The following is a 20,806-nucleotide window of genomic DNA, read 5'->3' on the forward strand; positions in this document are numbered from 1 at the left end:
GGATTCAGCCGAGTGCCGCGACGAGCGCGACAACAATCTCGTCGCTGGAACTGGCCGACGTATATCCGGCCGACAGCCGATGCCCGCCGCCACCAAGACTTTCGGCCACCGCCGACACGTCGATCGCCGACTTTGCACGCAACGAGATCGACCAGCTTCCGGAAACCGACTCTTTGAGTACCGCGGCAACTTCGGCTTCCGAAGTGGTTCGCACGATATCGACGACGCTCTCGATCTCCTCGGAACGAAGATCGCCGATGTCACTGCGTCGGATCACCGCGTACACCAGCCCACGCCCACCCGCGGCTTCCGGGACCAGCACCGCGGACCCGAGTACCGAAGCCAGCATCGGCAACCACCCGAACGGATGGGTGTCGAGCAGCTTTCGCGCAATCGCGTCGCCGTCGATGCCGGTCGCCAGCAAACGCGCCGCGAGCACGTGCGGGGTCGGTCCACCCCAGCGGAAGGAGCCGGTGTCGGTGACCAGCCCGGCATAGAGACAGTGCGCGATATCGCGATCGATCGCGACTCCCCACGAATCGAAGAATCGCGCGATGAGCGCCGTCGTCGAAGCCGCGGTTTCGTCGACGACGTTGATGGTTCCGAATTCGGAATTGGAACGATGGTGATCGAGAACGATCGTGCGATTCGCGCCGGCGAGTCGACTCGCCAACTCACCGAGCCGCCCCTCGCTCCCGACGTCCACGGTCACCAAAACATCGACGTTTTCCCGAACATCGATGGGAGCCACGAGCAGGTGGACACCGGGGAAATCACGCATCGACTCGGGCAGCGCCGACGGCCGGCTGAACGCCACCTGAACCGAAACTCCCCGACGCTCGAGAACGAGGCCGAGTGCAAGTCCGCTGCCGATCGTGTCCGCATCCGGCTGCACATGGCAGAGAATTGTCACCGTGTGTGCTGCTTCGAGAACCTCGGCCACCTGAGCGAACTTCGCCTCGCAGGGGTCGACGTCCGAAAGTGCGGTGATCGTCATTCTTGGTGCGCGTCAGTCGGCTTCACGAACATCTGGCGACGCCTCGTCTTCGTCCGAAGCCACTCGCGGCTCCTTGTACGGATCTGCATCTCCGGCGGGCTGAGCGTTCTCACGCGCCTTGGCGACCTCGTCGTCGGCGGCCTTGGCACGGGCCAGCAGCTCTTCCATATGACGCGCGGTGTCGGGAACGGTATCGGCGACAAACGTCAGAGTCGGCGTGAATCGCACTCCGGTTCCGGCACCAACCTTCGAGCGCAGAACGCCCTTGGCCTTCTCGAGACCTGCAGCCGCGGCTTCCACGTCGGGCGCAGAATCGACCTTCTCACCCATGACCGTGTAGTACACCGTCGCGTCGTGCAGATCGTTGGTGACCTTGGTGTCGGTGATGGTCACGAATGCGAGTCGCGGATCCTTGATCTCGTGATCGATCGCCGTCGCGACGATGGTTCCGATACGCTTTGCCAACTTGCGTGCCCGGGCTGGATCTACCATGACTGTCAGTCTCCTCTACCTGGCCACTCGAATCGAGGTGACTCGATCGATCAAAGTTCTGGTTAACAAGAATTATTACCGACAACAGTCTCGTCCATCGGCTACCCGGCAACCAAATCACCATACGCAGAGGTCCTCGAGCACATTCACACCGCTGGCAGGGCCGTCGTCGATCTCCACGGCAACCGGGAGCGTCGAGCGTGAGCACAAACACCGTCACAGTTAGTCCCGAAGCCACCGAATCCCTTTCCGACGAACTCGATTCGGTACGCCGTCTGGAAGCGTGGCTCACTGACACCGATCGGTGACGCTCAGTCTTCCGGGCCGAAGATTCGCCTTCTCACTGCCAGCAACTGAATCTCGGGACGCTCGGCCACTGCCCGTTCACAATGATCGAGAACATCGTGCAGGTGATCGACGGACGAGCTGACCACCCCGACGCCCACGAGCGCACGACGCAGGCGTCCCTGCTCCCCCGCCTCCGCTGCACTCACGCCGAATCGACGGAGTTCCGTCAGGATCGGCGACAGCATCGAACGCTTTTCCTTGAGTGAGTGGACATCCCCGAAAAGGATGTCGAACTCCAGTGCCCCTACAAACATTTTCCCCCTAGACAGAGCCGAATGGACCCTCCCGGCCTTGAATGTTCAAGTCCGGGAGAGTCCATGTCAGCTAGTACTCACGTGCGTCCGCCCCAACGCCCGTGTCGACATAATCAGTCGCGCGGCTTCTCGCGAAGCTCGTAGCACTCGAGAACGTCACCGATCTTGATATCGGAATAGGTGACGGTCAAACCACATTCGTAGCCTTCGCGAACCTCGGTTGCGTCTTCCTTCTCCCGCTTGAGCGAGGAGATGGTGACTGTCTCGGCGACGACCTTGCTGTCGCGGATGAGACGTGCCTTGGCGTTGCGACGGATGCTGCCCGACGTGACCAAGCAACCGGCAATGTTGCCGATCTTGGACGAACGGAACATGGCGCGGATCTCTGCCTTGCCCAGCTCGACCTCTTCGTACACCGGCTTGAGCAGACCCTTGAGTGCCTTCTCGACCTCGTCGATGGCCTGGTAGATCACCGAGTAGTAGCGAATGTCGACGCCCTCGCGGTTCGCCAGCTCCGTTGCCTTGCCTTCGGCGCGGACGTTGAAGCCGATGATGATCGCGTTGGACGCAGCAGCCAGGTTGACGTTGGTCTCCGTGATGCCACCGACACCGCGGTCGATGACGCGCAACTGCACCTCGTCGTCGATCGGAATTCCGAGGAGAGCCTCTTCGAGGGCCTCCACGGTTCCCGAGTTGTCACCCTTGAGGATCAAGTTCAGCTGTGAATGTTCCTTCAGAGCTGCATCGAGATCGTCGAGGCTGATGCGCTTACGACTCTTCGCTGCAAGCGCGTTGCGCTTACGTGCGTTGCGACGGTCTGCGATCTGGCGAGCGATACGGTCCTCGTCGACCACGAGCAGGTTGTCGCCTGCACCGGGGACCGACGTGAAGCCGATGACCTGGACCGGACGTGAAGGCAGTGCCTCGTGTACGTCCTGACCGTGTTCGTCCACCATGCGGCGGACGCGGCCGTAAGCGTCGCCGGCAACGATCGAGTCGCCGACCCGCAGCGTTCCGCGCTGGATGAGCACGGTAGCGACGGGGCCGCGGCCACGGTCGAGGTGCGCCTCGATGGCAACACCCTGAGCGTCCATGTCCGGGTTGGCGCGCAGATCCAGGGACGCGTCGGCCGTCAACAGCACTGCTTCGAGCAGTGCGTCGATGTTGAGGCCCTGCTTCGCCGAGATGTCGACGAACATGGTGTCTCCGCCGTATTCCTCGGCCACCAGTCCGTACTCGGTGAGCTGCTGCCGGATCTTGTCCGGGTTCGCGCCTTCCTTGTCGATCTTGTTCACCGCGACCACGATCGGCACGTCGGCCGCCTGGGCGTGGTTGATCGCTTCCACCGTCTGCGGCATGACACCGTCGTCGGCTGCGACAACAAGGATCGCGAGGTCGGTGGCCTTGGCACCACGAGCACGCATGGCCGTGAAGGCCTCGTGACCCGGGGTGTCGATGAACGTCACGAGACGCTCGTTGCCCTCGAGCTCGGTCAGCACCTGGTAGGCACCGATGTGCTGCGTGATGCCGCCGGCTTCACCCTCACGGACATTCGCCTTACGGATCACGTCGAGCAGACGGGTCTTACCGTGGTCGACGTGGCCCATGACGGTGACCACAGGCGGACGGGACTCGAGGTCCTCTTCTCCGCCGGCGTCCTCGCCGTAGGTGAGGTCGAAGCTGTCGAGCAGCTCGCGATCCTCGTCCTCCGGGCTGACGACCTGCACGACGTAGTTCATTTCGCCGCCGAGCAGCTCCAACGTCTCGTCGTTGACCGACTGAGTTGCCGTGACCATCTCACCGAGGTTGAACAACGCCTGCACGAGTGCTGCGGGGTTCGCATCGATCTTGTCCGCGAAGTCCGACAGCGATGCGCCGCGAGCGAGACGGATGGTCTCGCCGTTGCCGCGTGGCAGCCTGACGCCGCCGACTGCGGGAGCCTGCATGCTTTCGTACTCGGCGCGCTTCGCCCGCTTCGACTTACGTCCACGGCGAACTGCTCCGCCGGGACGACCGAATGCACCTGCCGCTGCGCCGCGCTGGCCGGGACGGCCACCGCCGCCGGGACGACCGCGGAATCCACCGGCCGGAGCTGCTCCACCGGGAGCACCTGCACCGGCACCGGCGCCGGGAGCGCCGCCACCGCGGTATCCACCGCCGCCACCCGGACGACCACCGGGAGCGCCACCGGGACGACCCGGACGTCCGCCGCCACCGGGCGCGGGACGAGCGGAACGAGCAGGCATTGCACCCGGGTTCGGGCGAGGAGGCATGGAGCCGGGGCTCGGACGGGGTCCGCCCTGACCTGCAGCCGGACGAGGTCCACCCTGGCCGGGAGCCGGACGGGGACCGCCCTGACCCGGAGCCGGACGAGGTCCACCCTGGCCGGGAGCCGGACGGGGACCGCCCTGACCCGGAGCCGGACGCGAACCGCCCTGACCCGCACCCGGGCGCGGCGCGCCGGGAGCCGGACGAGGTGCCGGACGCTCGGCGGGAGCGGAGGAGTACGGGTTGTTACCGACGCGAGGTGCCTTCGGTCCCGGACGCGGTCCGCCGGGCTTTGCGCCGGTGGACGGTGCGGCCGGAGCCGCGGGGGCTGCCGGTGCCGACGCTGCGGGAGCAGCCGGAGCCGGGCGTGCCGGCTGTGCTGGTTTCGGAGCGTTGAACGTCGGGGTGGGGACCGGCGCGGACGGCGCGGACGGTGCTGCCGGAGCAGCGGCTGCGGGAGCCGAGGGGGCTGCCGGTGCCGGTGCTGCGGGAGCGGCCGATGCGGGTGCGGCCGGTGCGGGTGCGGCCGGCTTGGGGCCGGGACGCGGGGCGCCGGGCTTTGCAGCTGACGGCGACGGCGCACCGGGCTTTGCCGCGGGGCGGGCCGGAGCGGATGCGCCGGTCTCGGTCTTGGTTTCTGCTCCGCCTGCCGACGGGAATGACTCCCGCAGACGACGGGCGACGGGCGCCTCCACTGTGGATGACGCAGACTTCACGAACTCGCCTTGCTCTTTGAGCGTTGCGAGTAGTTCCTTGCTGGTGACACCGAGTTCTTTAGCCAACTCGTGCACGCGGGCCTTGCCTGCCACTGCTCTCCTCACTGATGAGGTCGAGCAGGAGGCATCCCACAGATGTGGGTCCCGCACGACCTCGGGTTATCGCCGATGGACGTTCATCGTTGGTGCTTCACGGTGTGCTCATGAGTGCTTGTGCCTGTTCTTCTCGAGAGGTACTGCTTTTGTGTGAACTGCGTCGACCAGTTGGTCGACAGCGGACGTGTCCAGATTTCCGGACACTCGCAGTGCTCTGCTGAATGCTCGGCGCCGCTCTGCCAGGCTCAGACAACTCGGATCCAGGTGCAGCCATGCACCTCGACCGGGGAGTCTTCGCGATACGTCGGGGATCAGCGGGGAGCCCTCCGGCCCCTGCTCACCAACCACGACCCTCAACAGATCGACAGCCGACCCTTGTTCCCTGCACCCCACACACGTTCTAACCGGCGAACCGGGTTTCACGCGCGCAGAATCCGAGGACTCACGTCGAACCATTGTCCACTCTACCGCCGAACCGTCTCGATCACTGCATTCCACCGTTATCCGTTGGACGTGGCGGGCCGCTCGGACGCATCTGCAGCGGGTGCCGCATCGCTACGAATGTCGATACGCCAACCCGTCAACCGCGCAGCCAGGCGGGCATTTTGGCCCTCTTTTCCAATGGCCAGCGAAAGCTGGAAATCGGGCACGATGACACGGGCCGCACGAGCTTCGGGATCGACGACAGTGACGGAGACCACTTTCGACGGGGAAAGTGCGTTGCCGACAAAGGTCGCCGGATCTTCGTCGAAGTCGATGATGTCGATCTTCTCCCCCGCCAGTTCACTCATGACGTTGCGGACGCGCTGACCCATCGGGCCGATGCACGCGCCCTTCGCGTTGAGTCCCTGCACGCGTGAGGCAACGGCGATCTTGGAACGGTGTCCTGCTTCGCGCGCGACGTTGATGATCTCGACGCTGCCGTCCGCGATCTCCGGAACCTCGAGGGCGAACAACTTGCGAACCAGGTTCGGGTGGGTCCGCGACAGGGTGATCTGTGGGCCACGAGCGCCGCGAGCAACTCCGACGACGTAGCACTTGATGCGCTCACCGTGCTCGTAGTTCTCGCCCGGAACCTGTTCTGCCGGCGGCAACAATCCTTCGGCGCCATTGGATTCGCTGCCGATGCGAACTACGACCATTCCTCGAGAGTTCGCTCGCGTGTCACGCTGGATGACACCGCCGACGATCTCACCCTCATGTGTGGAGAACTCACCGAAACTGCGCTCATGCTCGGCGTCGCGCAGGCGCTGCAGGATGACCTGGCGTGCGGTTGTCGCCGCGATCCGGCCGAATCCTTCAGGAGTGTCGTCCCACTCCTCGCCGATCATGTTGCCGTCTGCATCGGTGTCGTGCGCCATGACTCGCACGGAACCGGTCTTGATGTTGACGTCGATCCGAGCGTTCTGCTTGTGTCCCTCGGTGTGGCGATACGCCGTCAGCAGCGCGGTCTGGATCGTGGCGATCACAGTTTCGATCGAGACACCCTTTTCGGCTTCGATCGCTCGCAACGCTGCAATGTCGATATTCACTTGTCGAACCCTTCTTCGTTTTCTACGTCTTCTAATTCTGCTTCGTCGTCTTCAGCGCTGTCGACACCGACATCAATCGCATCCGACGGGACTGCACGGCCCTCCGGAATGCCGCCCGCGAGTTCCAACTCCGCCTCACTGGGCTTCGAGAACTCCACCTGAACGACTGCCTTCTGTACGTCGGCCAGGGCTATCTCTCGCACGCTCAGTCCGCCGCGCCCACCGATGACAACCGCAACCGAATCGTCGTTCAACGTTCCGATACGGCCCACCACGGTCTCGCCGGCCAGATCGATGCGCGCTTTACGTCCCCGAGCTCGACGCCAGTGACGCGCGAGCGTCAGCGGACGATCGATTCCCGGCGAGGTCACCTCGAGGGTGTACGGCGTTTCACCGATTTCGTCGAGACTGTCGAAGAGTTCCGAAACGAGTCTGCTGATCTCTGCGGCGGCATCGAGTTCGATCCCGGCATCGCTGTCGACCATGATGCGCACCGCGCTGTGCTTGCCCGCGTTGGTCACGACTACGTCTTCGACGTCGTAACCCTGGGCGTGCACGAGTTCGGAGATCAGCTCGATCACCCTCTCCCTGGATGGCACCGGCATCTCGCGAACTCCTCATTTCAGTTGTCGTCGATTGTCCGACTTGTGTCGACGGTCGACGTGGGCGGCTGCGAGCATGAAAAGACACCAGGTGCCACATGCTGCAAGCATCCAAGAGTACCGCTCATTGCGCGTCTCCGTGACCAGAGTGCCCGACGCACGTCACAGTTGAACACGACCCGCGGATTCGAACGATCGGCCGACCACCTGGCACGATGGACTGGTGCTGACGCCCATGACCACTACCCCACTCTCCCGGCGGAGTGCGATCAAGATGACGGGAACCGCAGCAGCGTTGGGCGCTGCAGCCTTCACCTTGTCCGCCTGCACCGACGACGGCACAGCGGAGGCGGCTGCAGAAGTCGACCAGCTGACGGCCCAGGCCGAGAGAGCTCGTTCGGACGCGGCAGCGGCAACCGCCGCGATCGCTCTTGCACCGGACAAGTCGGCCTCGCTCACGACGATCAGCGCCGAACGAACAGCGCATGCACTCGAACTCGATGCCGAAATTGCACGGGCAGCGGGCGGCGCCGCTACGACCACTGCATCGCCGTCAACCTCGGCCGCGAACGCTCCTACTGGCGTCGACACGCTGAGTACCTCGCTAGCCGATTCGGCGCGCAGTGCCTCAGACCTGGCGCGGACGATGTCCGGCTATCGCGCAGGCTTGCTCGGCTCGATCAGCGCGTCGTGTTCAACCCAGGTTGCGGTGTTGCTTCCGTGATCACTTCGCACACCCGTCGATCCGAGAGTTCTGCCTTGCTGACCGCCATCGAATCCGAGAATGCCGCGATCTTCGCCTACGGAGTAGTCGCCGCATTTTCGAACCCTGCCCGTGTCGATGAAGTTGCCACGCACACAGCTGCGCACCGCGCTCGACGCGATGCTCTCGTCGCACTCTCGACCGAAACCGGCGAGACCCCGCCGACAGCCGCGGCGGCCTACGAGATTCCGTTCCCGGTGACCGATGCCGTTACCGCAGCACAATTGGCTGCACAGATCGAAGCTGACACTGCCGTGACCTACCGGGCATTTGTCGAACAAGTCGACACCGACCAACTCCGCACGTTCGGAATCGACGGCCTCACCGATGCGGCAATCCGCGGTGCCGGTTGGCGGTCCGCACTGGGAACCGCTCCGGCCACCTCAGCGTTTCCGGGGGACCCGACTACGTAACTGCTGTGCAGTTGTTCAGGCCTTGCGATGCGAGGGCACGAACAATGCCGCGACCACCGCGACCAACACGAAGCAACCGCCGACGCGCAGAGCCGGTGTCAGTGCATCGCCGTAGCCCAGCGGAGTGAGCGCACCGCCAGCGGCGAGGAAGACTGCGGTGAGAACAGCGATTCCCAGAGCAACACCGATCTCACGAAGCGTGGAATTCGTCGAACTGGCCGTTCCGTGATCGGGTTCGTCCATGTCGACGAGCACAGCTGTCGAACTCGGCGCGAAGGTCAGGCCCATGCCGATGCCCGCCATCAGCAGCGCAGGAACCAGCGACCCGTACGTCACGTCCGGACCGATCAACGCGGCCAACCAGAACAGTGCTCCGGCCTGGAGCAATAATCCGGTCAGCAGGAGCGAACGGAGCCCGACCTTGGGCGCCAGAAAACCTGCGAGAGGCGCGAAGATCATCGGCGCTGCCGTCCACGGAAGCGTCCGCAGGCCTGCGTGGAACGGGCTGTAGCCCATCACGATCTGGAGGTACTGCGACAGCAGGAACACCGCCCCGAAGATACCGATCGAGAAGGTCAAACCGATGATGTTCGCCATCGAGAAGCTGCGCGAGCGGAACAGACGTAGGGGCATCACCGGATGCGACGTCTTCATCTCGCGAAGAACGAACAGCGCCAAGGCAACTGCGGAACCCACCAGCGAGGCCACCACTCCGAAGGATCCCCAGCCCTCGTCGTTGCCGTGAACGATTCCCCATACCGCCAGAAACACGCCGAGCCCGGCGAGCGCGACACCGGGAAGATCGAGAGGCTGCGTGCGACCGGACGATTCACGCAGCGCGTACAACGCAAGAGGAACAGCGACGATCGCAACCGGCACGTTGATCCAGAAGATGCCCTGCCACGAGAACCCGTCGACTACTGCTCCACCGACAACCGGACCCATCGCGATTCCCAGTCCGGAGACTCCACCCCACACGCCGATTGCCATGGCGCGCTTGGCTTCCGGTACCGCTGCCACGAGGAGAGTGAGCGAGAGCGGCATGATCGCGGCAGCGCCGGCGCCCTGAAAGGCTCGGGCCGCGATCAGCAGGCTTGGTGTAGTCGACAACGCCGAAGCAATCGATGCCGCCGTGAACAGCCCGATCCCGAACACGAACATCCGGCGGCGCCCCCACCGATCGCCGAGCGTCGTCGCCGAAAGCATCAGCGTCGCAAAGCAGAGCGTGTACGCGTTCATGAACCACTGAAGTTGCCCGACGGACGCATTCAGTTCCTTCTCGATCACCGGTAGCGCGCTCGTCATCACGAGGTTGTCGAGGGTGGCCATGAACATGGGCAGAGAAGCAGCAACCATCGCTATCGCGATCGGAACCTTACGTCCTCCACTGTTTTCCGACCCGGATGCGGCGTCCGATCCGGACTTCGTCAGAACGGTCATCGTGATTCCTCGCGTGAAGGTGCCCTAAGGCATTGATTGATTACTTAAGTCGAAATTAAGCTATCCGGTGATAACGTGTCAACATGTCGATCGGTGCAGCTGAACCACGTACCCGCAGGATGAGCGCACCGGAACGTCGCGCGTTGGTCCTTGCCGCGGCAACGCGAGCATTTGCAAAGGGTGGATACTCCGGTACCAGTACGGACGCCGTGGCCAAAGAAGCCGGTGTCTCGCAGCCCTACGTCGTGCGCATGTTCGGAACCAAGGCAGATCTGTTCCACGCGGTGTTCACGCGCGCGCTCGACGAAATCGTGCGCACCTTCGACGACAAATTGGATACGGTCACGATCGATCCGAGCAATCCGCAGTTCTGGGCCGAGCTCGGATCCGCCTACGGTGAATTGGTTCTCGACCGAGATCTACTGCTTGTCATGTTGCACGGCTTCGCCACCAGCACCGATGATGTCGCCGCCGTGTCCCGGACCGCCATGTCCGGCATCTACACCCTGCTGCGTGAGCGCACCGGCTGCACGCCCGAGCAAGCGCGTTTGTTCATTGCGAACGGGATGCTGATCAACAATCTGCTCGCAATGATGGCGCCCGAACACGCCGAAGAAGATCCCGCCCTCGGCGAGCTCTGGGGCAGCGTCTTCAGCGACTCGACTGCGATCACGCTCACCGGCGACGAATCCTCGAGCGAAACCGACACCGATTCCTGACCGTTCACTGGGAAAAGCTACACACATGTGACTGAGGACACCCTACAGTCGATCCGACATGTCTCCGGGAAACCCAGACGAAAAGGACCGACGTTGGATCTCGCACAACGCCTCGACGCGCTCGAACAGATCGAGGAAATCAAGAAGCTCAAGCACGGCTACTGGCGAGCATGTGACGCCAAGGATCCAGTTCAGTTCCGCAACAGCTTCATCCGTTCCGGAGCGTCGATCGACTACGGCCGCCTCGGCGCGTTCGACGACGCGGGGCCGATGGCGGACATCTTCGAGAAGATCGCTCTCCGTAAGGTCGACGGCCGGTACGCGGTACTCGACATGCATCACGGATTGCATCCCGATATCGCACTGACCTCGGAGATTTCCGCGGAAGGTCGATGGACCCTGCAGTTCCGCCAGGTCGACACCGTCGGACGCACCGAGAAGTTGATGACCGGGGAATACGACGACAAATACGTGATCGAGGACGGTGTGTGGAAAATGAGTCAATGCCACTTCACGGAGACGTGGTCGATCACCACTCCCCTGTCCCCGGACGCTGATATCGCCGAGGGTTCGTTGGGTGGGCCGCGATGACGACAAACGGAAAAGTTGCGCTCGTAACCGGTGCCAGCAGGAGCGTCGGTAAGGGCATTGCCCTCGCCCTGGGAAGCGACGGGTGGACGGTGTATGTGACGGCACGAGGAACCGTCGGCGCCGACGGCCCGCTCGATCGCACCGCAGCGGAGATCACCGAGCGCGGTGGTCACGGCATTGCCGTGCAGTGCGATCACAGCGACGATCAGCAGATCGTCGACCTGTTTGCCCGTATCGCCGACGAACAGTCCGGGCGCCTCGATCTCCTGGTCAACAACGTCTGGGCCAACCCGGCCGGCTATGCAGGCTTTGCTGATCCGTTCTGGAAGAGGCCGATCGACGATTGGGATTCGCTGATCGGGATCGGACTACGCGCCCACTACGTTGCTTCGGTGGAAGCGGCCAAGATAATGGTTCCCCGGGGCAGCGGAGTGATCGGCAACATCTCGTCATTCGGGACCCGCGGGTACCTGCACTCGGTGCTGTACGGCATGTCGAAGGCAGGCTTGGACAAGATGGCCGCGGACATGGCCGTCGAATTGAAGGGAACCGGCGTCACCGCGCTGTCCTTCTGGCTCGGATTGATCCGCAACGAACGCATGGAAGCGAGCGGGATCGAGAGCTTCGAAGGCTTCTCGCTGGCCGAGGCTGAAACCCCCGAATTCGTCGGTCAGGTCATCACCTCGTTGGCCAACGATCCAGAAGTGAACGCGCGTAGCGGTCACACACTGATCACGGCGGAGACGGCCGTCGAGTACGGAATCACCGACGCCAACGGGAAACAACCTGCGTCACATCGCAGTGCCTTCGGTGGCGGCCCGCTCTTCTGAATCATCGGTGGCAGTAGTCGCGTCGCGTGCCGACACAGCACGCGGCGCTGCCACTCGGGCCTTCAAAGCAAGCCAGGCGCAGACGATTACGACGACGCCACCGGCCATGATCGAGGGTGACAACGCCTCACCGAGTATCAGCGCCGACCACGCGATGCTGAGTACAGGTTGAACCAACTGTGTTTGGCTCACTGTGGAAATGGGACCGATCGCCAGGCCCCGGTACCAGGGCAAGAACCCGAGAAACATACTCACGCACCCCAGGTAGGCAAACGAAAGCCACGAGTTCATATCAGCCGAGACCGGTGTCTGCGCCATGGACACCACCGTCAACGCCATCGTGACCGGCAGTCCGAGAATCAATGCCCAAGCAATCGTCTGCCACGACCCGATCTCGCGAGCTAGTAACGCACCTTCCGAATATGCCAGCGCTGCACAGACAACCGCGGCGAACAGAAGAAGGTCCGCAAGATGGAACGAGCCGAGTCCACCGTTTGCGACGGCCACGAACCCTACGACGGACACCGCACCGGCGGCGCTTGCCCACCAGAATCCCGGACTGGGGCGCTCTTTTCCTCGAACGACGGCAAATACCGCGGTAGCCGCGGGAAGTAGACCGATCACCACCGCCGCGTGACTTGCCGGCGATGTCTGCAACGCAAACGTGGTGAACAGTGAAAACCCCAGAACTGCACCAACAGTCACGAGTGCGATGCGCAACCATTGCCGAATCGTCGGAAGCGTCGCGCGAGTGACCGAAAGCATCACAATCGCAAGGACTCCGGCAACGACGGCGCGGCCCGCACCGACAAACAACGGGTCGAGATCCGCGACGGCGACCCTCGTCAGCGGAACGGTGAACGAGAACGCCAGCACTCCGAGCAAGCCCCACCACAAACCGGATCGAGACGATGTCGTCGGTAGCAGTGCCTGTGGCGCGATGATAGCGCTACTCTTAATACTCATGTTTTACGATAGCAGTAGCGCACCAACCTGCGAAACTGGTATTTCAGATGCGTACCCGTGTGCAGGAGATCGAAATTGCACCGAGCAGACCGACAAGCGCGAATGCGTAGAAGCCCCACGGCACGGCGTAACCCGCGCCCAGGAGAACTCCGCCCAGAATCGGGCCACAGATCGCACCGACCCGACCGACACCGGCCGACCATCCGAGCGCTGTCGCGCGAATTTGAGGAGGATGATTGGCGCTGGTGAAGGCGTAGACCAACACCTGTGCACTGAACACGAAGCATCCGGCGAGAAAGACCATCACGTAGATCCCGAACGACACCTTCACACTCAGAAGTGCCAGGAACAATGCCGCTCCGGCGAACCACACGATGGCGGCGGTACGCGGGCCGATCTTGTTTGCGACGCCCCCGGCGATCAAGAGTCCGACGACAGCGCCGGCATTGAGGATCAGGAGGAACGTCAACGACGCTCCGAGGTTGTAACCGGCCTCACGCATGATTGTCGGAAGCCACGTGTTCAATCCGTAGACGAGCAACAAGCCCATGAAACTGGTGATCCAGATGGCAATGCTGTTACGCAGGAACTTCGAAGAGAACAGTGCACGAACAGGATTGGCGGCTTCGGCACGCCCAGCTTCGGACGTAGGCGCGGCCTCGAGCCCGACTCCGTAACGGGCAGCGATGTCTTCGGCTTCGGCACGCTTTCCGTGAGCGAGAAGGTACGACGGAGATTCCGGCAGATACCGCAACATGAGTGGAATCAAGACGACGGCAGGAAGTGCGCCGACAACGAACATTGCTCGCCAACCGAAAGGTTCGATCACGACGAGCGCCAGCCCGGCGGTGGCAACGGCGCCGACGTGATAGCCGGTCATCAGCATGGTCGACGCAGATCCGCCGCCTTGCTTCTTCGAGAATTCGTTGACCAGAGCCAATGCCGTCGGCAGGGCGCCACCCAGTCCAACACCGGCCAGGAAGCGCAGCAGACCGAAAACGAAGGGGTTAGGCGCAATTGCGCACAACAGAGTGAGAATCGAGAATGCGGCAACGGCGTACAGCAGCGCGCGGCGTCGACCTATGACGTCGGTGAGAGTGCCGATGACGAGGGCGCCGATGGTCATGCCGATGAGCCCGAAGGTCGAGATCATCGTGATCGTGCCTGTGCTCAATCCCCATGCGTCGTAGTCGAGAAGCGAAGGAATGACCGCGCCGAGTACGACCAGGTCGAATCCGTCCAGAAGCACAGCGATCCAACACAACGGTGCTACCCACATTGCGGCGCGCGCCCCACGCGAACCGGTAATTGAACTCGACTGCGTATGCGGTGCGGTCATCGGATCCTCGACATTCACTGCTTGTGGGCGTTCGCTACCGGTTCGGATCCAGTAGTCCAGATCGATACATGTTCGCATTACGAACGCCTGTTCATAATGAGCACATCGATTGTGTACGGAGTCACAACGCCATGTCAAACGTCGCGGTAATCTCGAGGAATGGCACTCTCCGAAAATGAGCGTGAACAGTTTCTGGCCGAACCCCACATCGGGGCGCTGTCCGTGGCGGACGGCACCGAGCGCGGTCCGTTGACCGTCCCGATCTGGTACCTGTACTCACCCGGTGGCAAACCATGGATCCTCACGGGCAAGGATTCTCGAAAGGCACGACTCATCGAGTCAGCCGGGCATTTCTCGTTGATGGCCGAAAGGCTCGATCCGACAATCCGTTACGTCAGCGTCAGCGGATCCGTCGACAAGATCGTTCCGGGCACCGACGAGATGCTGGTCGAAGTGTCGCGGCGTTACCTGACCCCGGACAAGGTCGACGGATACCTCGAATTCGCGCGATCGCAGTTGGGCGAGCAGGTAGCGATCTACATGAATCCGCAGCACTGGCTGTCTGCGGATCTCGGGGCGATCTGACAATTCCCCGAAAAGCGAAGGCTCGGCGCGCCGGAGTGGCGCGCCGAGCCTGACCTGCATGTGGAGGGCTTTATATCAGCTCTCAGTGAAGAAACGCACCCGATTGAGTCGATGACCGCTCGCCTCGAAGCCGAACAATGCGATGGCCGGTTCCCCGCAGACGATGACGCTCGCCGTCACGGTGCGACCGGCAACCAGCATCTTGCTCTTCGTCACGCCGGTGAGCAGAGCGTTGACATCAGCGTTGGACAACTGTGTGCCCGCCGGAAGCTCGACGGGTACCGGCGGCGTCCGGCCGACGGCGGCCGCATCGAGGAACCGCGACGCAGCCTTCTTGCCTTTGTCTCCGACGCCGAAGATGCCGCGTGAGAACCCGAGCGCCCCGCCGATCCCCTGGTTCGAGAGCAGCTGTGGGGTCAACTTCGCGGCCGCCTTCACCCCCGCCACACCAGCAGTAGCGAGCTGGCTCAACATCGTCGCCAATTCCCAATGCGCATAAAGGGTTCCGATACGCAAGGAATCGGGCTCCCCCACCAAGTCGTAGCGCAAGTGCATCGGAACGTCGAGAACGACTCCGGTCGACATCTCGGTAGCGAGGCTCAGATCGCGCCACACCGTCCGGCCGCACACGATGTCGCGCTCGACATGGAAGGTGATCGAATTGGGGGCGATGAACGTGTCGTAGAAGCTTTCGATCGCCGCCTGACCGTTGTGCGGACGCGAACCAACAGGATCGTTGATCTGCCCCTCGCCGGCAAACAAGGCAACCCACGTCGAGCGGTCATGCGCGCCGACGGCTTTCGGAGATCCCTCCACGACGGCCATCAACTGCTCGCGCGTCACCGGGGCGGTCATGCGCGCATCTCGTATGCACCGTCGTACGCCTTGACCTGCTGCCACACCCGGTCGAAGCGTTCGCCGTCGACCACGGGCTTACGCACCGCGGCCAGTGCCCACTTCTGCTGCTCCGGCGTCGACGACGGCTTTCCGTGCAGTGCGATCGCGTATCCCGAGAAGTCGCGGATCTGGAAGTCGAAGATCTGATCGACAACGTCGGCGTCGAGTCCGGTGATCTCGGCCTGCTCGAGAATCAGATGACCGTAGACGACGAGGGAAAACAGGTGCCCGACGTTGAGCATGAAATCGAGATCCTTCTGCTGCTGCGCGTCCGGCGCTGCGGCAGTGAGCAATTCGGTGAGCGCGATCGCCTGCTCATAGAAACGAGCGACGTTCGGAATCGACGAGTGCTTCTCGTAGACGGGCTTCCACTCGTGGAACTGAATCTTCGCAGCGCCGCGGGTAGGCCCCTGATTCCAGAAGAACTCGTCGTCGGCGGCGTCGTCGCGAGTGACGACCTTCGGGAACTCCGCTGAATTGAACAGATAGTTCGGCAAGAACTTGAGGATCAGACCGACGTTGACGTGGACGGTGCCCTCGAGCTTGGGCAGCGTGCCGATCATCTGCGCGGCCTCGCGGAAGTACGTGGACTTCTCGTAACCCTTGGCCGCGATCACGTCGTGCAGCAACCCGACCACCTTTTCACCTTCGGACGTGACCTTGGCCTTGGTCATCGGGTTGAACAGCAGATAGCGACGGTCCTCGAGGCTGGCACTGCGGAAGTAGTCGACCGCCCGCGCACTGAACTGCTTCATCGCGACCAAACGTGAGTAGGCATCGACAAAGGCGGCGCGAACGTGGGCGAAGTCCGTGACCGGGTTGCCGTAGAGAATTCGATTCTGCGCGTGAGTGATTGCCTCGAAGAACGCATGCTCGGTAATCCCGATGGAGCCTGTGCAGAGGTTGAACTTTCCGACGTTGACCGTGTTGAGTGCGGCCTCGAATGCGGCGACGCCGGTGTGCAGAATGTCTTCCTCACGCACCGGGTAGTCGTCGAGGCGGAAGTTGCTGACGTACATCTGCCCGCGCAGGACGTTGTCCACGAGCTGATAGTTCGGATGTGCACTGTCGGCGACGAAGAACACGTAGCCTTCGGGACCCTCGACATCCGTACGACGCCCGAACACGGACACCATTCCGGCGACATTGCCGTTTCCGATGTAGTACTTTTCGCCGCTCGCGCGGAAGACGACGTCACCGTCGGCGGGAGTCAGAAGCATGTCGGTGGAGTAGACGTCGGCGCCGTGATCGCGCTCGGACAGCCCGAACGCCATGACACCGCCGTCGGCAAGTTCCTGTGCTGCACGCTTCTTCGCAGCGTCGTTGTCACTCATCCAGATCGGTCCGAGTCCGAGGATCGTGACCTGCCACGCGTACCAGTACGCGAGCCCGTAGAAACCGAAGATCTCACTCAAGGCTGCGTTGCGGGCTCCGTCCCAACGACGGTTCTCGTCACCGTCGGCGAATGCCGCCGGAGTCTGGAACGTGGCGAACAACTTCTCCTTGCCGACGAACTCGAGAAAGTCGGAGACCCACACGGCGTCGAGGTCGTCCTGAAGCAGTTGCTTCTTGCCGCGGCTCTCGAACCATTCGATGGTGGCTCGCAGCAACCGGCGGGTCTCCGGATCGAACTGAGCGGGGTCGTAAGTATGGGGGTTGAAGAGCAATCCATCGGTGCCTGACACGTCATTACCTTTCGTCGATGACGCTAAACTACCAGCGGGTAACTTTCCGCGGTGCGATTCATGGAAGACCTGCGATTCTTCGCGAATGCCACAGGTCCATCGGGTTCCACGTACCGGCCCGAGCACGCGTGATCGGGTAGCACGCCAACCCGAGCAACAACGCGGACATGTGGCCGATGGCGGTGAAATTGGTGGCAAAAATCAGAGGTACCCCGTAGAAGAGCAACAAACCCGCGAGGTAGACGTACCGCCACGGATCGACGATGCGGTACACCAGAATCCCCATGACGCCGGCCAGACCGTAGCTCACACCCACGTCGAGAGTATTGACCGCCGACTCCGCCACGTAGCCGTGCCGAATACCTTCGTACAGAACACCTTCGCTGATATACGTGGCTCCGACGTGGGCAATGACGACAACACACAACCACCGCCACGTCCCGAGCCAACGCTCAGCTGTGGCATGAAAGATCGTGAACAGCACCAGGTATCCCAACCATCCGCCACCTTCGAGCCAGAAGGCGCTCGAAAACAGGACTCGTAGCGGGTCTTCGGCGAGGTGATGCAGATTGGTCGAGCGCTTGCCGAGAAATCGTTCCTCGACGTTATCGGGCAGATGCCGCAGGAACAGTGTGGTGAACAGCAAGGCCAACAGCCAGACATACGTACCGGGTGCACTGCGCACCCACCGCCACGCCGCTTTTGCTGCCCCCAGCATCCTCACCGCTTCGAGTCTGCGCTCACTCGTTCACTACTGCAACGGCAAACCCGTCCCACCCCTTCGAACCCACGGTTTGAATGGCAGTGCCGTCGAGCTTCGGTTCGGCCGCGATCATCTCCAACACTGCTCGACTCGCTTTGACGCGCTCGTCGTCGATATCCGGGTTCGACACATGTCCCCCACGCACCACGTTGTCCACGATGATGACGGTTCCGGGATGCGAGAGTGCCAAAGCCCACCGCACGTACTCGGTGTTGTTCTCCTTGTCGGCGTCGATGAAGACCAAGTCGAAAGGTCCCAGCTCCTCCTTCGCGATCGACGGAAGACTGTCGAGCGCCGCGCCGACGCGAATGTCGACCCGGTCAGCCACGCCGGCCCGCTCGATGTTGGACCGCGCGACGTCCGCGTGGGTGGGATCGAATTCCAGCGTGATGACCTGGCCCGAGGGACCGACCGCGCGAGCGAGCCAGATCGTGCTGTATCCGCCGAGCGTTCCGATCTCGAGAACATTGCGCGCCAAGCACATTCGCGCCAGAAGGTTGAGGAGCTTGCCCTGGTTCGGCGCCACGTCGATGGGTGGGAGACCGGCCTCGGAATTGGCGGCGAGAGCCGCGTCGAGAACCGGATCTTCACCTACCAACGTGGAAACGAGATAGCCGTCGACTTCTGCCCAATCCGGTTCGCGTTCCATAGCCACGATTGTGGCAGAAAAGAAGGGCCGCCGCAGACACCTCGGAAGGTGGCTGCGGCGGCCCTGACGACTATTCGAATCAGCCGCGAACTGCGCTGATGATCTCCTCGATCGCCGAGTCGGCGTCGATCTCACGGCTCTCGCCAGTGAAGCGGTCGCGAATTTCGACCTTGCCGTCCGCCCAACCGCGTCCGACGACAACGATCAGTGGAATGCCGATCAGCTCGGAGTCCTTGAACTTCACGCCCGGCGATGCCTTGCGATCGTCGAGGATCACTTCGAGTCCGGCGCGGTCGAGCTCCGCGGCGAGGCCTTCGGCACCGGCGCGAGCAGTCTCGTCCTTGTTCGCGATGACGAGGTAGACATCGGCCGGTGAAACCTCGGCAGGCCAGCGCAGACCCTTTTCGTCGTGATGCTGCTCGGCAATGACAGCCACCAGGCGCGAGACTCCGACGCCGTACGAACCCATGGTCGGGCGGACGGGCTTACCGTTCTCCGCGAGGACGTCGACGGTGAAGACGTCGGTGTACTTGCGGCCGAGCTGGAAGACGTGCCCGATTTCGATACCGCGAGCCGAGACCAGCGTGCCGGCTCCATCGGGCGAGGCGTCGCCGTCACGAACCTCGGCGGCTTCGATGGTTCCGTCGGGGGTGAAGTCGCGACCGGCAACGAGGCCGACCACGTGCTTGCCGTCTTCGTCGGCGCCGGTGATCCAGCTCGTGCCGTCGACGACGCGCGGATCGACGAAGTAGCGAACACCGTTGGCCTGCAGCGCCTTCGGACCGATGTAGCCCTTGGCCAGGAAGGGGTTGTTCTTGAAGTCGGTCTCGGTGATCATCACGAACTCGGCCGGCTCCAGCGAAGCTTCGAGGCGCTTTTCGTCGACCTCACGGTCGCCGGGGATGCCGATACCGAGCAGTTCCCATTCGCCGCCGGGCAGGCGCGTCTTGACCATGATGTTCTTGAGAGTGTCGGCGGCGGTGATGGTGCGGCCGAGGTCGGCACCGTTCGCCCAGTCCACGAGGGTGTCGATGGTGGGTGTGTTCGCGGTGTCGTACACCTTGGCTTCGGGCAGTCCGTCGAACGGAATCGAGTCGGGAACGACAGTCTTGACGGCCTCGACGTTGGCGGCGTAGCCGGATTCGAGGCAGCGTACGTACGTGTCTTCGCCGATCTCGCTCTCGGCGAGGAACTCCTCGGACGCACTGCCGCCCATCGCACCGGAGGTAGCCGAGACGATGACGTACTTGACGCCCAGACGCGTGAAGATCTTCTCGTAGGCGCCGCGGTGCGCCTGGTACGACTCCGTCAGGCCTTCGTCGGTGAGGTCGAAGGAGTAGGAATCCTTCATGAGGAACTCGCGACCGCGCAGAATGCCCGCACGCGGACGCTCTTCATCGCGATACTTGGTCTGCACCTGGTACAGGGTGACCGGGAAGTCCTTGTAGGAGTTGTACTCACCCTTGACCGTCAGAGCAAAGAGCTCTTCGTGGGTCGGGCCGAGCATGTAGTCGTTGCCCTTGCGGTCCTTGAGGCGGAACAGGTTGGGGCCATATTCGGTCCAGCGGTTCGACGCTTCGTAGGGATCGCGCGGGAGGAGAGCAGGCAGCAGGATTTCCTGTCCGCCAATGGCATTCATTTCTTCACGGACAACACGCTCTACCTCGCGCAGCACCCGCAGTCCCAGCGGCAACCACGAGTAGACGCCTGGAGCGATACGGCGCACGTAGCCGGCACGTACCAGCAGTTTGTGGCTGGCAACTTCGGCGTCCGAGGGATCGTCACGCAGGGTACGCAGGAACAGGTGGGACAGACGGGTAATCACGAGGTGTAAGGATAGTCGCCGCAGTCGGCCGAGCGG

21 protein-coding genes are annotated in these 20,806 nt (G+C 62.7%); 6 read left to right on the plus strand and 15 right to left on the minus strand.

The features are described 5' to 3' along the window. Positions 1–4: 4 nt before the first annotated feature. From ACSW29_RS24230 to rimP, 7 genes are all read right to left on the minus strand, one after another. Positions 5–997, minus strand: a complete 993-nt coding sequence (locus tag ACSW29_RS24230; protein WP_347872221.1) for a DHH family phosphoesterase — start codon at positions 995–997, stop codon at positions 5–7. Positions 998–1,009: 12 nt separating this feature from the next. Continuing rightward, positions 1,010–1,489, minus strand: a complete 480-nt coding sequence (gene rbfA / locus ACSW29_RS24235) for a 30S ribosome-binding factor RbfA (protein WP_003942248.1) — start codon at positions 1,487–1,489, stop codon at positions 1,010–1,012. A 311-nt stretch (positions 1,490–1,800) separates the two neighbouring features. Then, positions 1,801–2,091 carry a DUF503 domain-containing protein gene (locus tag ACSW29_RS24240; protein ID WP_003942205.1) on the minus strand — a complete coding sequence of 97 codons (291 nt, stop codon included), beginning with the start codon at positions 2,089–2,091 and terminating at the stop codon, positions 1,801–1,803. A 113-nt stretch (positions 2,092–2,204) separates the two neighbouring features. Further along, a complete protein-coding gene (gene infB, locus ACSW29_RS24245; protein WP_448278504.1) occupies positions 2,205–5,168 on the minus strand; it encodes a translation initiation factor IF-2 in 2,964 nt (987 codons plus the stop codon). 108 nt (positions 5,169–5,276) lie between these two features. Further along, positions 5,277–5,627: a YlxR family protein gene (locus ACSW29_RS24250; RefSeq protein ID WP_095970750.1), complete on the minus strand. Its 351-nt coding sequence runs from the start codon at positions 5,625–5,627 to the stop codon at positions 5,277–5,279. A gap of 44 nt (positions 5,628–5,671) precedes the next feature. Beyond that, positions 5,672–6,703 (minus strand): transcription termination factor NusA, encoded by a 1,032-nt coding sequence (nusA, locus tag ACSW29_RS24255; protein ID WP_230813032.1) that lies wholly within the window; start codon positions 6,701–6,703, stop codon positions 5,672–5,674. Next, a complete protein-coding gene (gene rimP / locus ACSW29_RS24260; RefSeq protein WP_317827805.1) occupies positions 6,700–7,308 on the minus strand; it encodes a ribosome maturation factor RimP in 609 nt (202 codons plus the stop codon). The genes nusA and rimP overlap by 4 nt, the downstream gene beginning before the upstream one ends. 271 nt (positions 7,309–7,579) lie before the next feature. Here rimP and ACSW29_RS24265 point away from each other — a divergent pair, with 271 nt between their 5' ends. Both ACSW29_RS24265 and ACSW29_RS24270 read left to right on the plus strand, forming a co-directional pair. Further along, positions 7,580–8,029 carry a hypothetical protein gene (locus ACSW29_RS24265; protein WP_230813229.1) on the plus strand — a complete coding sequence of 150 codons (450 nt, stop codon included), beginning with the start codon at positions 7,580–7,582 and terminating at the stop codon, positions 8,027–8,029. After that, positions 8,026–8,481, plus strand: coding sequence for a ferritin-like domain-containing protein (locus ACSW29_RS24270; RefSeq protein WP_317827806.1), 456 nt, complete (start codon positions 8,026–8,028; stop codon positions 8,479–8,481). The genes ACSW29_RS24265 and ACSW29_RS24270 overlap by 4 nt, the downstream gene beginning before the upstream one ends. Positions 8,482–8,496: 15 nt before the next feature. Here the strand turns inward: ACSW29_RS24270 and ACSW29_RS24275 are convergent, their stop codons facing one another. Next, the gene (locus ACSW29_RS24275; protein WP_347872219.1) at positions 8,497–9,921 is read right to left on the minus strand and encodes an MFS transporter; all 1,425 of its coding nucleotides are present in this window, start codon (positions 9,919–9,921) and stop codon (positions 8,497–8,499) included. A gap of 83 nt (positions 9,922–10,004) precedes the next feature. Between ACSW29_RS24275 and ACSW29_RS24280 the strand changes: the two genes are divergently transcribed. From ACSW29_RS24280 to ACSW29_RS24290, 3 genes are all read left to right on the plus strand, one after another. Further along, positions 10,005–10,640, plus strand: coding sequence for a TetR/AcrR family transcriptional regulator (locus tag ACSW29_RS24280; RefSeq protein WP_230813028.1), 636 nt, complete (start codon positions 10,005–10,007; stop codon positions 10,638–10,640). A 93-nt stretch (positions 10,641–10,733) separates the two neighbouring features. Next, the gene (locus tag ACSW29_RS24285; protein WP_347872218.1) at positions 10,734–11,231 is read left to right on the plus strand and encodes a nuclear transport factor 2 family protein; all 498 of its coding nucleotides are present in this window, start codon (positions 10,734–10,736) and stop codon (positions 11,229–11,231) included. After that, positions 11,228–12,061 (plus strand): SDR family NAD(P)-dependent oxidoreductase, encoded by an 834-nt coding sequence (locus tag ACSW29_RS24290; protein WP_230813027.1) that lies wholly within the window; start codon positions 11,228–11,230, stop codon positions 12,059–12,061. Before ACSW29_RS24285 ends, ACSW29_RS24290 begins: the two co-directional genes overlap by 4 nt. On the opposite strand, the gene ACSW29_RS24295 is transcribed toward ACSW29_RS24290, so the two are convergent. Together ACSW29_RS24295 and ACSW29_RS24300 are read right to left on the minus strand one after the other, a co-directional pair. Next, positions 12,023–13,027 carry a DMT family transporter gene (locus ACSW29_RS24295; protein WP_317827809.1) on the minus strand — a complete coding sequence of 335 codons (1,005 nt, stop codon included), beginning with the start codon at positions 13,025–13,027 and terminating at the stop codon, positions 12,023–12,025. The genes ACSW29_RS24290 and ACSW29_RS24295 overlap by 39 nt on opposite strands. Positions 13,028–13,070: 43 nt before the next feature. Beyond that, the gene (locus ACSW29_RS24300) at positions 13,071–14,366 is read right to left on the minus strand and encodes an MFS transporter (RefSeq protein WP_448278556.1); all 1,296 of its coding nucleotides are present in this window, start codon (positions 14,364–14,366) and stop codon (positions 13,071–13,073) included. A 159-nt stretch (positions 14,367–14,525) separates the two neighbouring features. Between ACSW29_RS24300 and ACSW29_RS24305 the strand changes: the two genes are divergently transcribed. Continuing rightward, positions 14,526–14,951 (plus strand): pyridoxamine 5'-phosphate oxidase family protein, encoded by a 426-nt coding sequence (locus ACSW29_RS24305; protein WP_020907428.1) that lies wholly within the window; start codon positions 14,526–14,528, stop codon positions 14,949–14,951. Between the two features lie 75 nt (positions 14,952–15,026). Here the strand turns inward: ACSW29_RS24305 and ACSW29_RS24310 are convergent, their stop codons facing one another. The 5 genes from ACSW29_RS24310 to ACSW29_RS24330 all read right to left on the minus strand — a co-directional run bounded on the left by ACSW29_RS24310 (position 15,027) and on the right by ACSW29_RS24330 (position 20,770). Next, the gene (locus tag ACSW29_RS24310) at positions 15,027–15,806 is read right to left on the minus strand and encodes a nuclear transport factor 2 family protein (RefSeq protein ID WP_317827811.1); all 780 of its coding nucleotides are present in this window, start codon (positions 15,804–15,806) and stop codon (positions 15,027–15,029) included. Further along, on the minus strand, positions 15,803–17,533 hold the full coding sequence (locus ACSW29_RS24315; RefSeq protein WP_347872213.1) for an acyl-CoA dehydrogenase: 1,731 nt from the start codon (positions 17,531–17,533) through the stop codon (positions 15,803–15,805). The genes ACSW29_RS24310 and ACSW29_RS24315 overlap by 4 nt, the downstream gene beginning before the upstream one ends. 58 nt (positions 17,534–17,591) lie before the next feature. Continuing rightward, positions 17,592–18,251 (minus strand): rhomboid-like protein, encoded by a 660-nt coding sequence (locus ACSW29_RS24320; protein ID WP_003942804.1) that lies wholly within the window; start codon positions 18,249–18,251, stop codon positions 17,592–17,594. Positions 18,252–18,273: 22 nt separating this feature from the next. Further along, positions 18,274–18,945: an O-methyltransferase gene (locus ACSW29_RS24325; RefSeq protein ID WP_230813022.1), complete on the minus strand. Its 672-nt coding sequence runs from the start codon at positions 18,943–18,945 to the stop codon at positions 18,274–18,276. Positions 18,946–19,024: 79 nt separating this feature from the next. Then, on the minus strand, positions 19,025–20,770 hold the full coding sequence (locus tag ACSW29_RS24330; RefSeq protein ID WP_448278505.1) for a proline--tRNA ligase: 1,746 nt from the start codon (positions 20,768–20,770) through the stop codon (positions 19,025–19,027). Positions 20,771–20,806: the final 36 nt, after the last annotated feature.

Source organism: Rhodococcus sp. GB-02, from assembly GCF_053470465.1.

Coding starts and splice junctions, on each gene's coding strand:
- ACSW29_RS24230 (WP_347872221.1), bottom strand. CDS start 997: ATGACGATCACCGCACTTTCGGACGTCGACCCCTGCGAGGCGAAGTTC.
- rbfA (WP_003942248.1), bottom strand. CDS start 1,489: ATGGTAGATCCAGCCCGGGCACGCAAGTTGGCAAAGCGTATCGGAACC.
- ACSW29_RS24240 (WP_003942205.1), bottom strand. CDS start 2,091: ATGTTTGTAGGGGCACTGGAGTTCGACATCCTTTTCGGGGATGTCCAC.
- ACSW29_RS24250 (WP_095970750.1), bottom strand. CDS start 5,627: ATGGTTCGACGTGAGTCCTCGGATTCTGCGCGCGTGAAACCCGGTTCG.
- rimP (WP_317827805.1), bottom strand. CDS start 7,308: ATGCCGGTGCCATCCAGGGAGAGGGTGATCGAGCTGATCTCCGAACTC.
- ACSW29_RS24265 (WP_230813229.1), top strand. CDS start 7,580: ATGACGGGAACCGCAGCAGCGTTGGGCGCTGCAGCCTTCACCTTGTCC.
- ACSW29_RS24275 (WP_347872219.1), bottom strand. CDS start 9,921: ATGACCGTTCTGACGAAGTCCGGATCGGACGCCGCATCCGGGTCGGAA.
- ACSW29_RS24280 (WP_230813028.1), top strand. CDS start 10,005: ATGTCGATCGGTGCAGCTGAACCACGTACCCGCAGGATGAGCGCACCG.
- ACSW29_RS24290 (WP_230813027.1), top strand. CDS start 11,228: ATGACGACAAACGGAAAAGTTGCGCTCGTAACCGGTGCCAGCAGGAGC.
- ACSW29_RS24295 (WP_317827809.1), bottom strand. CDS start 13,027: ATGAGTATTAAGAGTAGCGCTATCATCGCGCCACAGGCACTGCTACCG.
- ACSW29_RS24300 (WP_448278556.1), bottom strand. CDS start 14,366: ATGACCGCACCGCATACGCAGTCGAGTTCAATTACCGGTTCGCGTGGG.
- ACSW29_RS24305 (WP_020907428.1), top strand. CDS start 14,526: ATGGCACTCTCCGAAAATGAGCGTGAACAGTTTCTGGCCGAACCCCAC.
- ACSW29_RS24310 (WP_317827811.1), bottom strand. CDS start 15,806: ATGACCGCCCCGGTGACGCGCGAGCAGTTGATGGCCGTCGTGGAGGGA.
- ACSW29_RS24320 (WP_003942804.1), bottom strand. CDS start 18,251: ATGCTGGGGGCAGCAAAAGCGGCGTGGCGGTGGGTGCGCAGTGCACCC.
- ACSW29_RS24325 (WP_230813022.1), bottom strand. CDS start 18,945: ATGGAACGCGAACCGGATTGGGCAGAAGTCGACGGCTATCTCGTTTCC.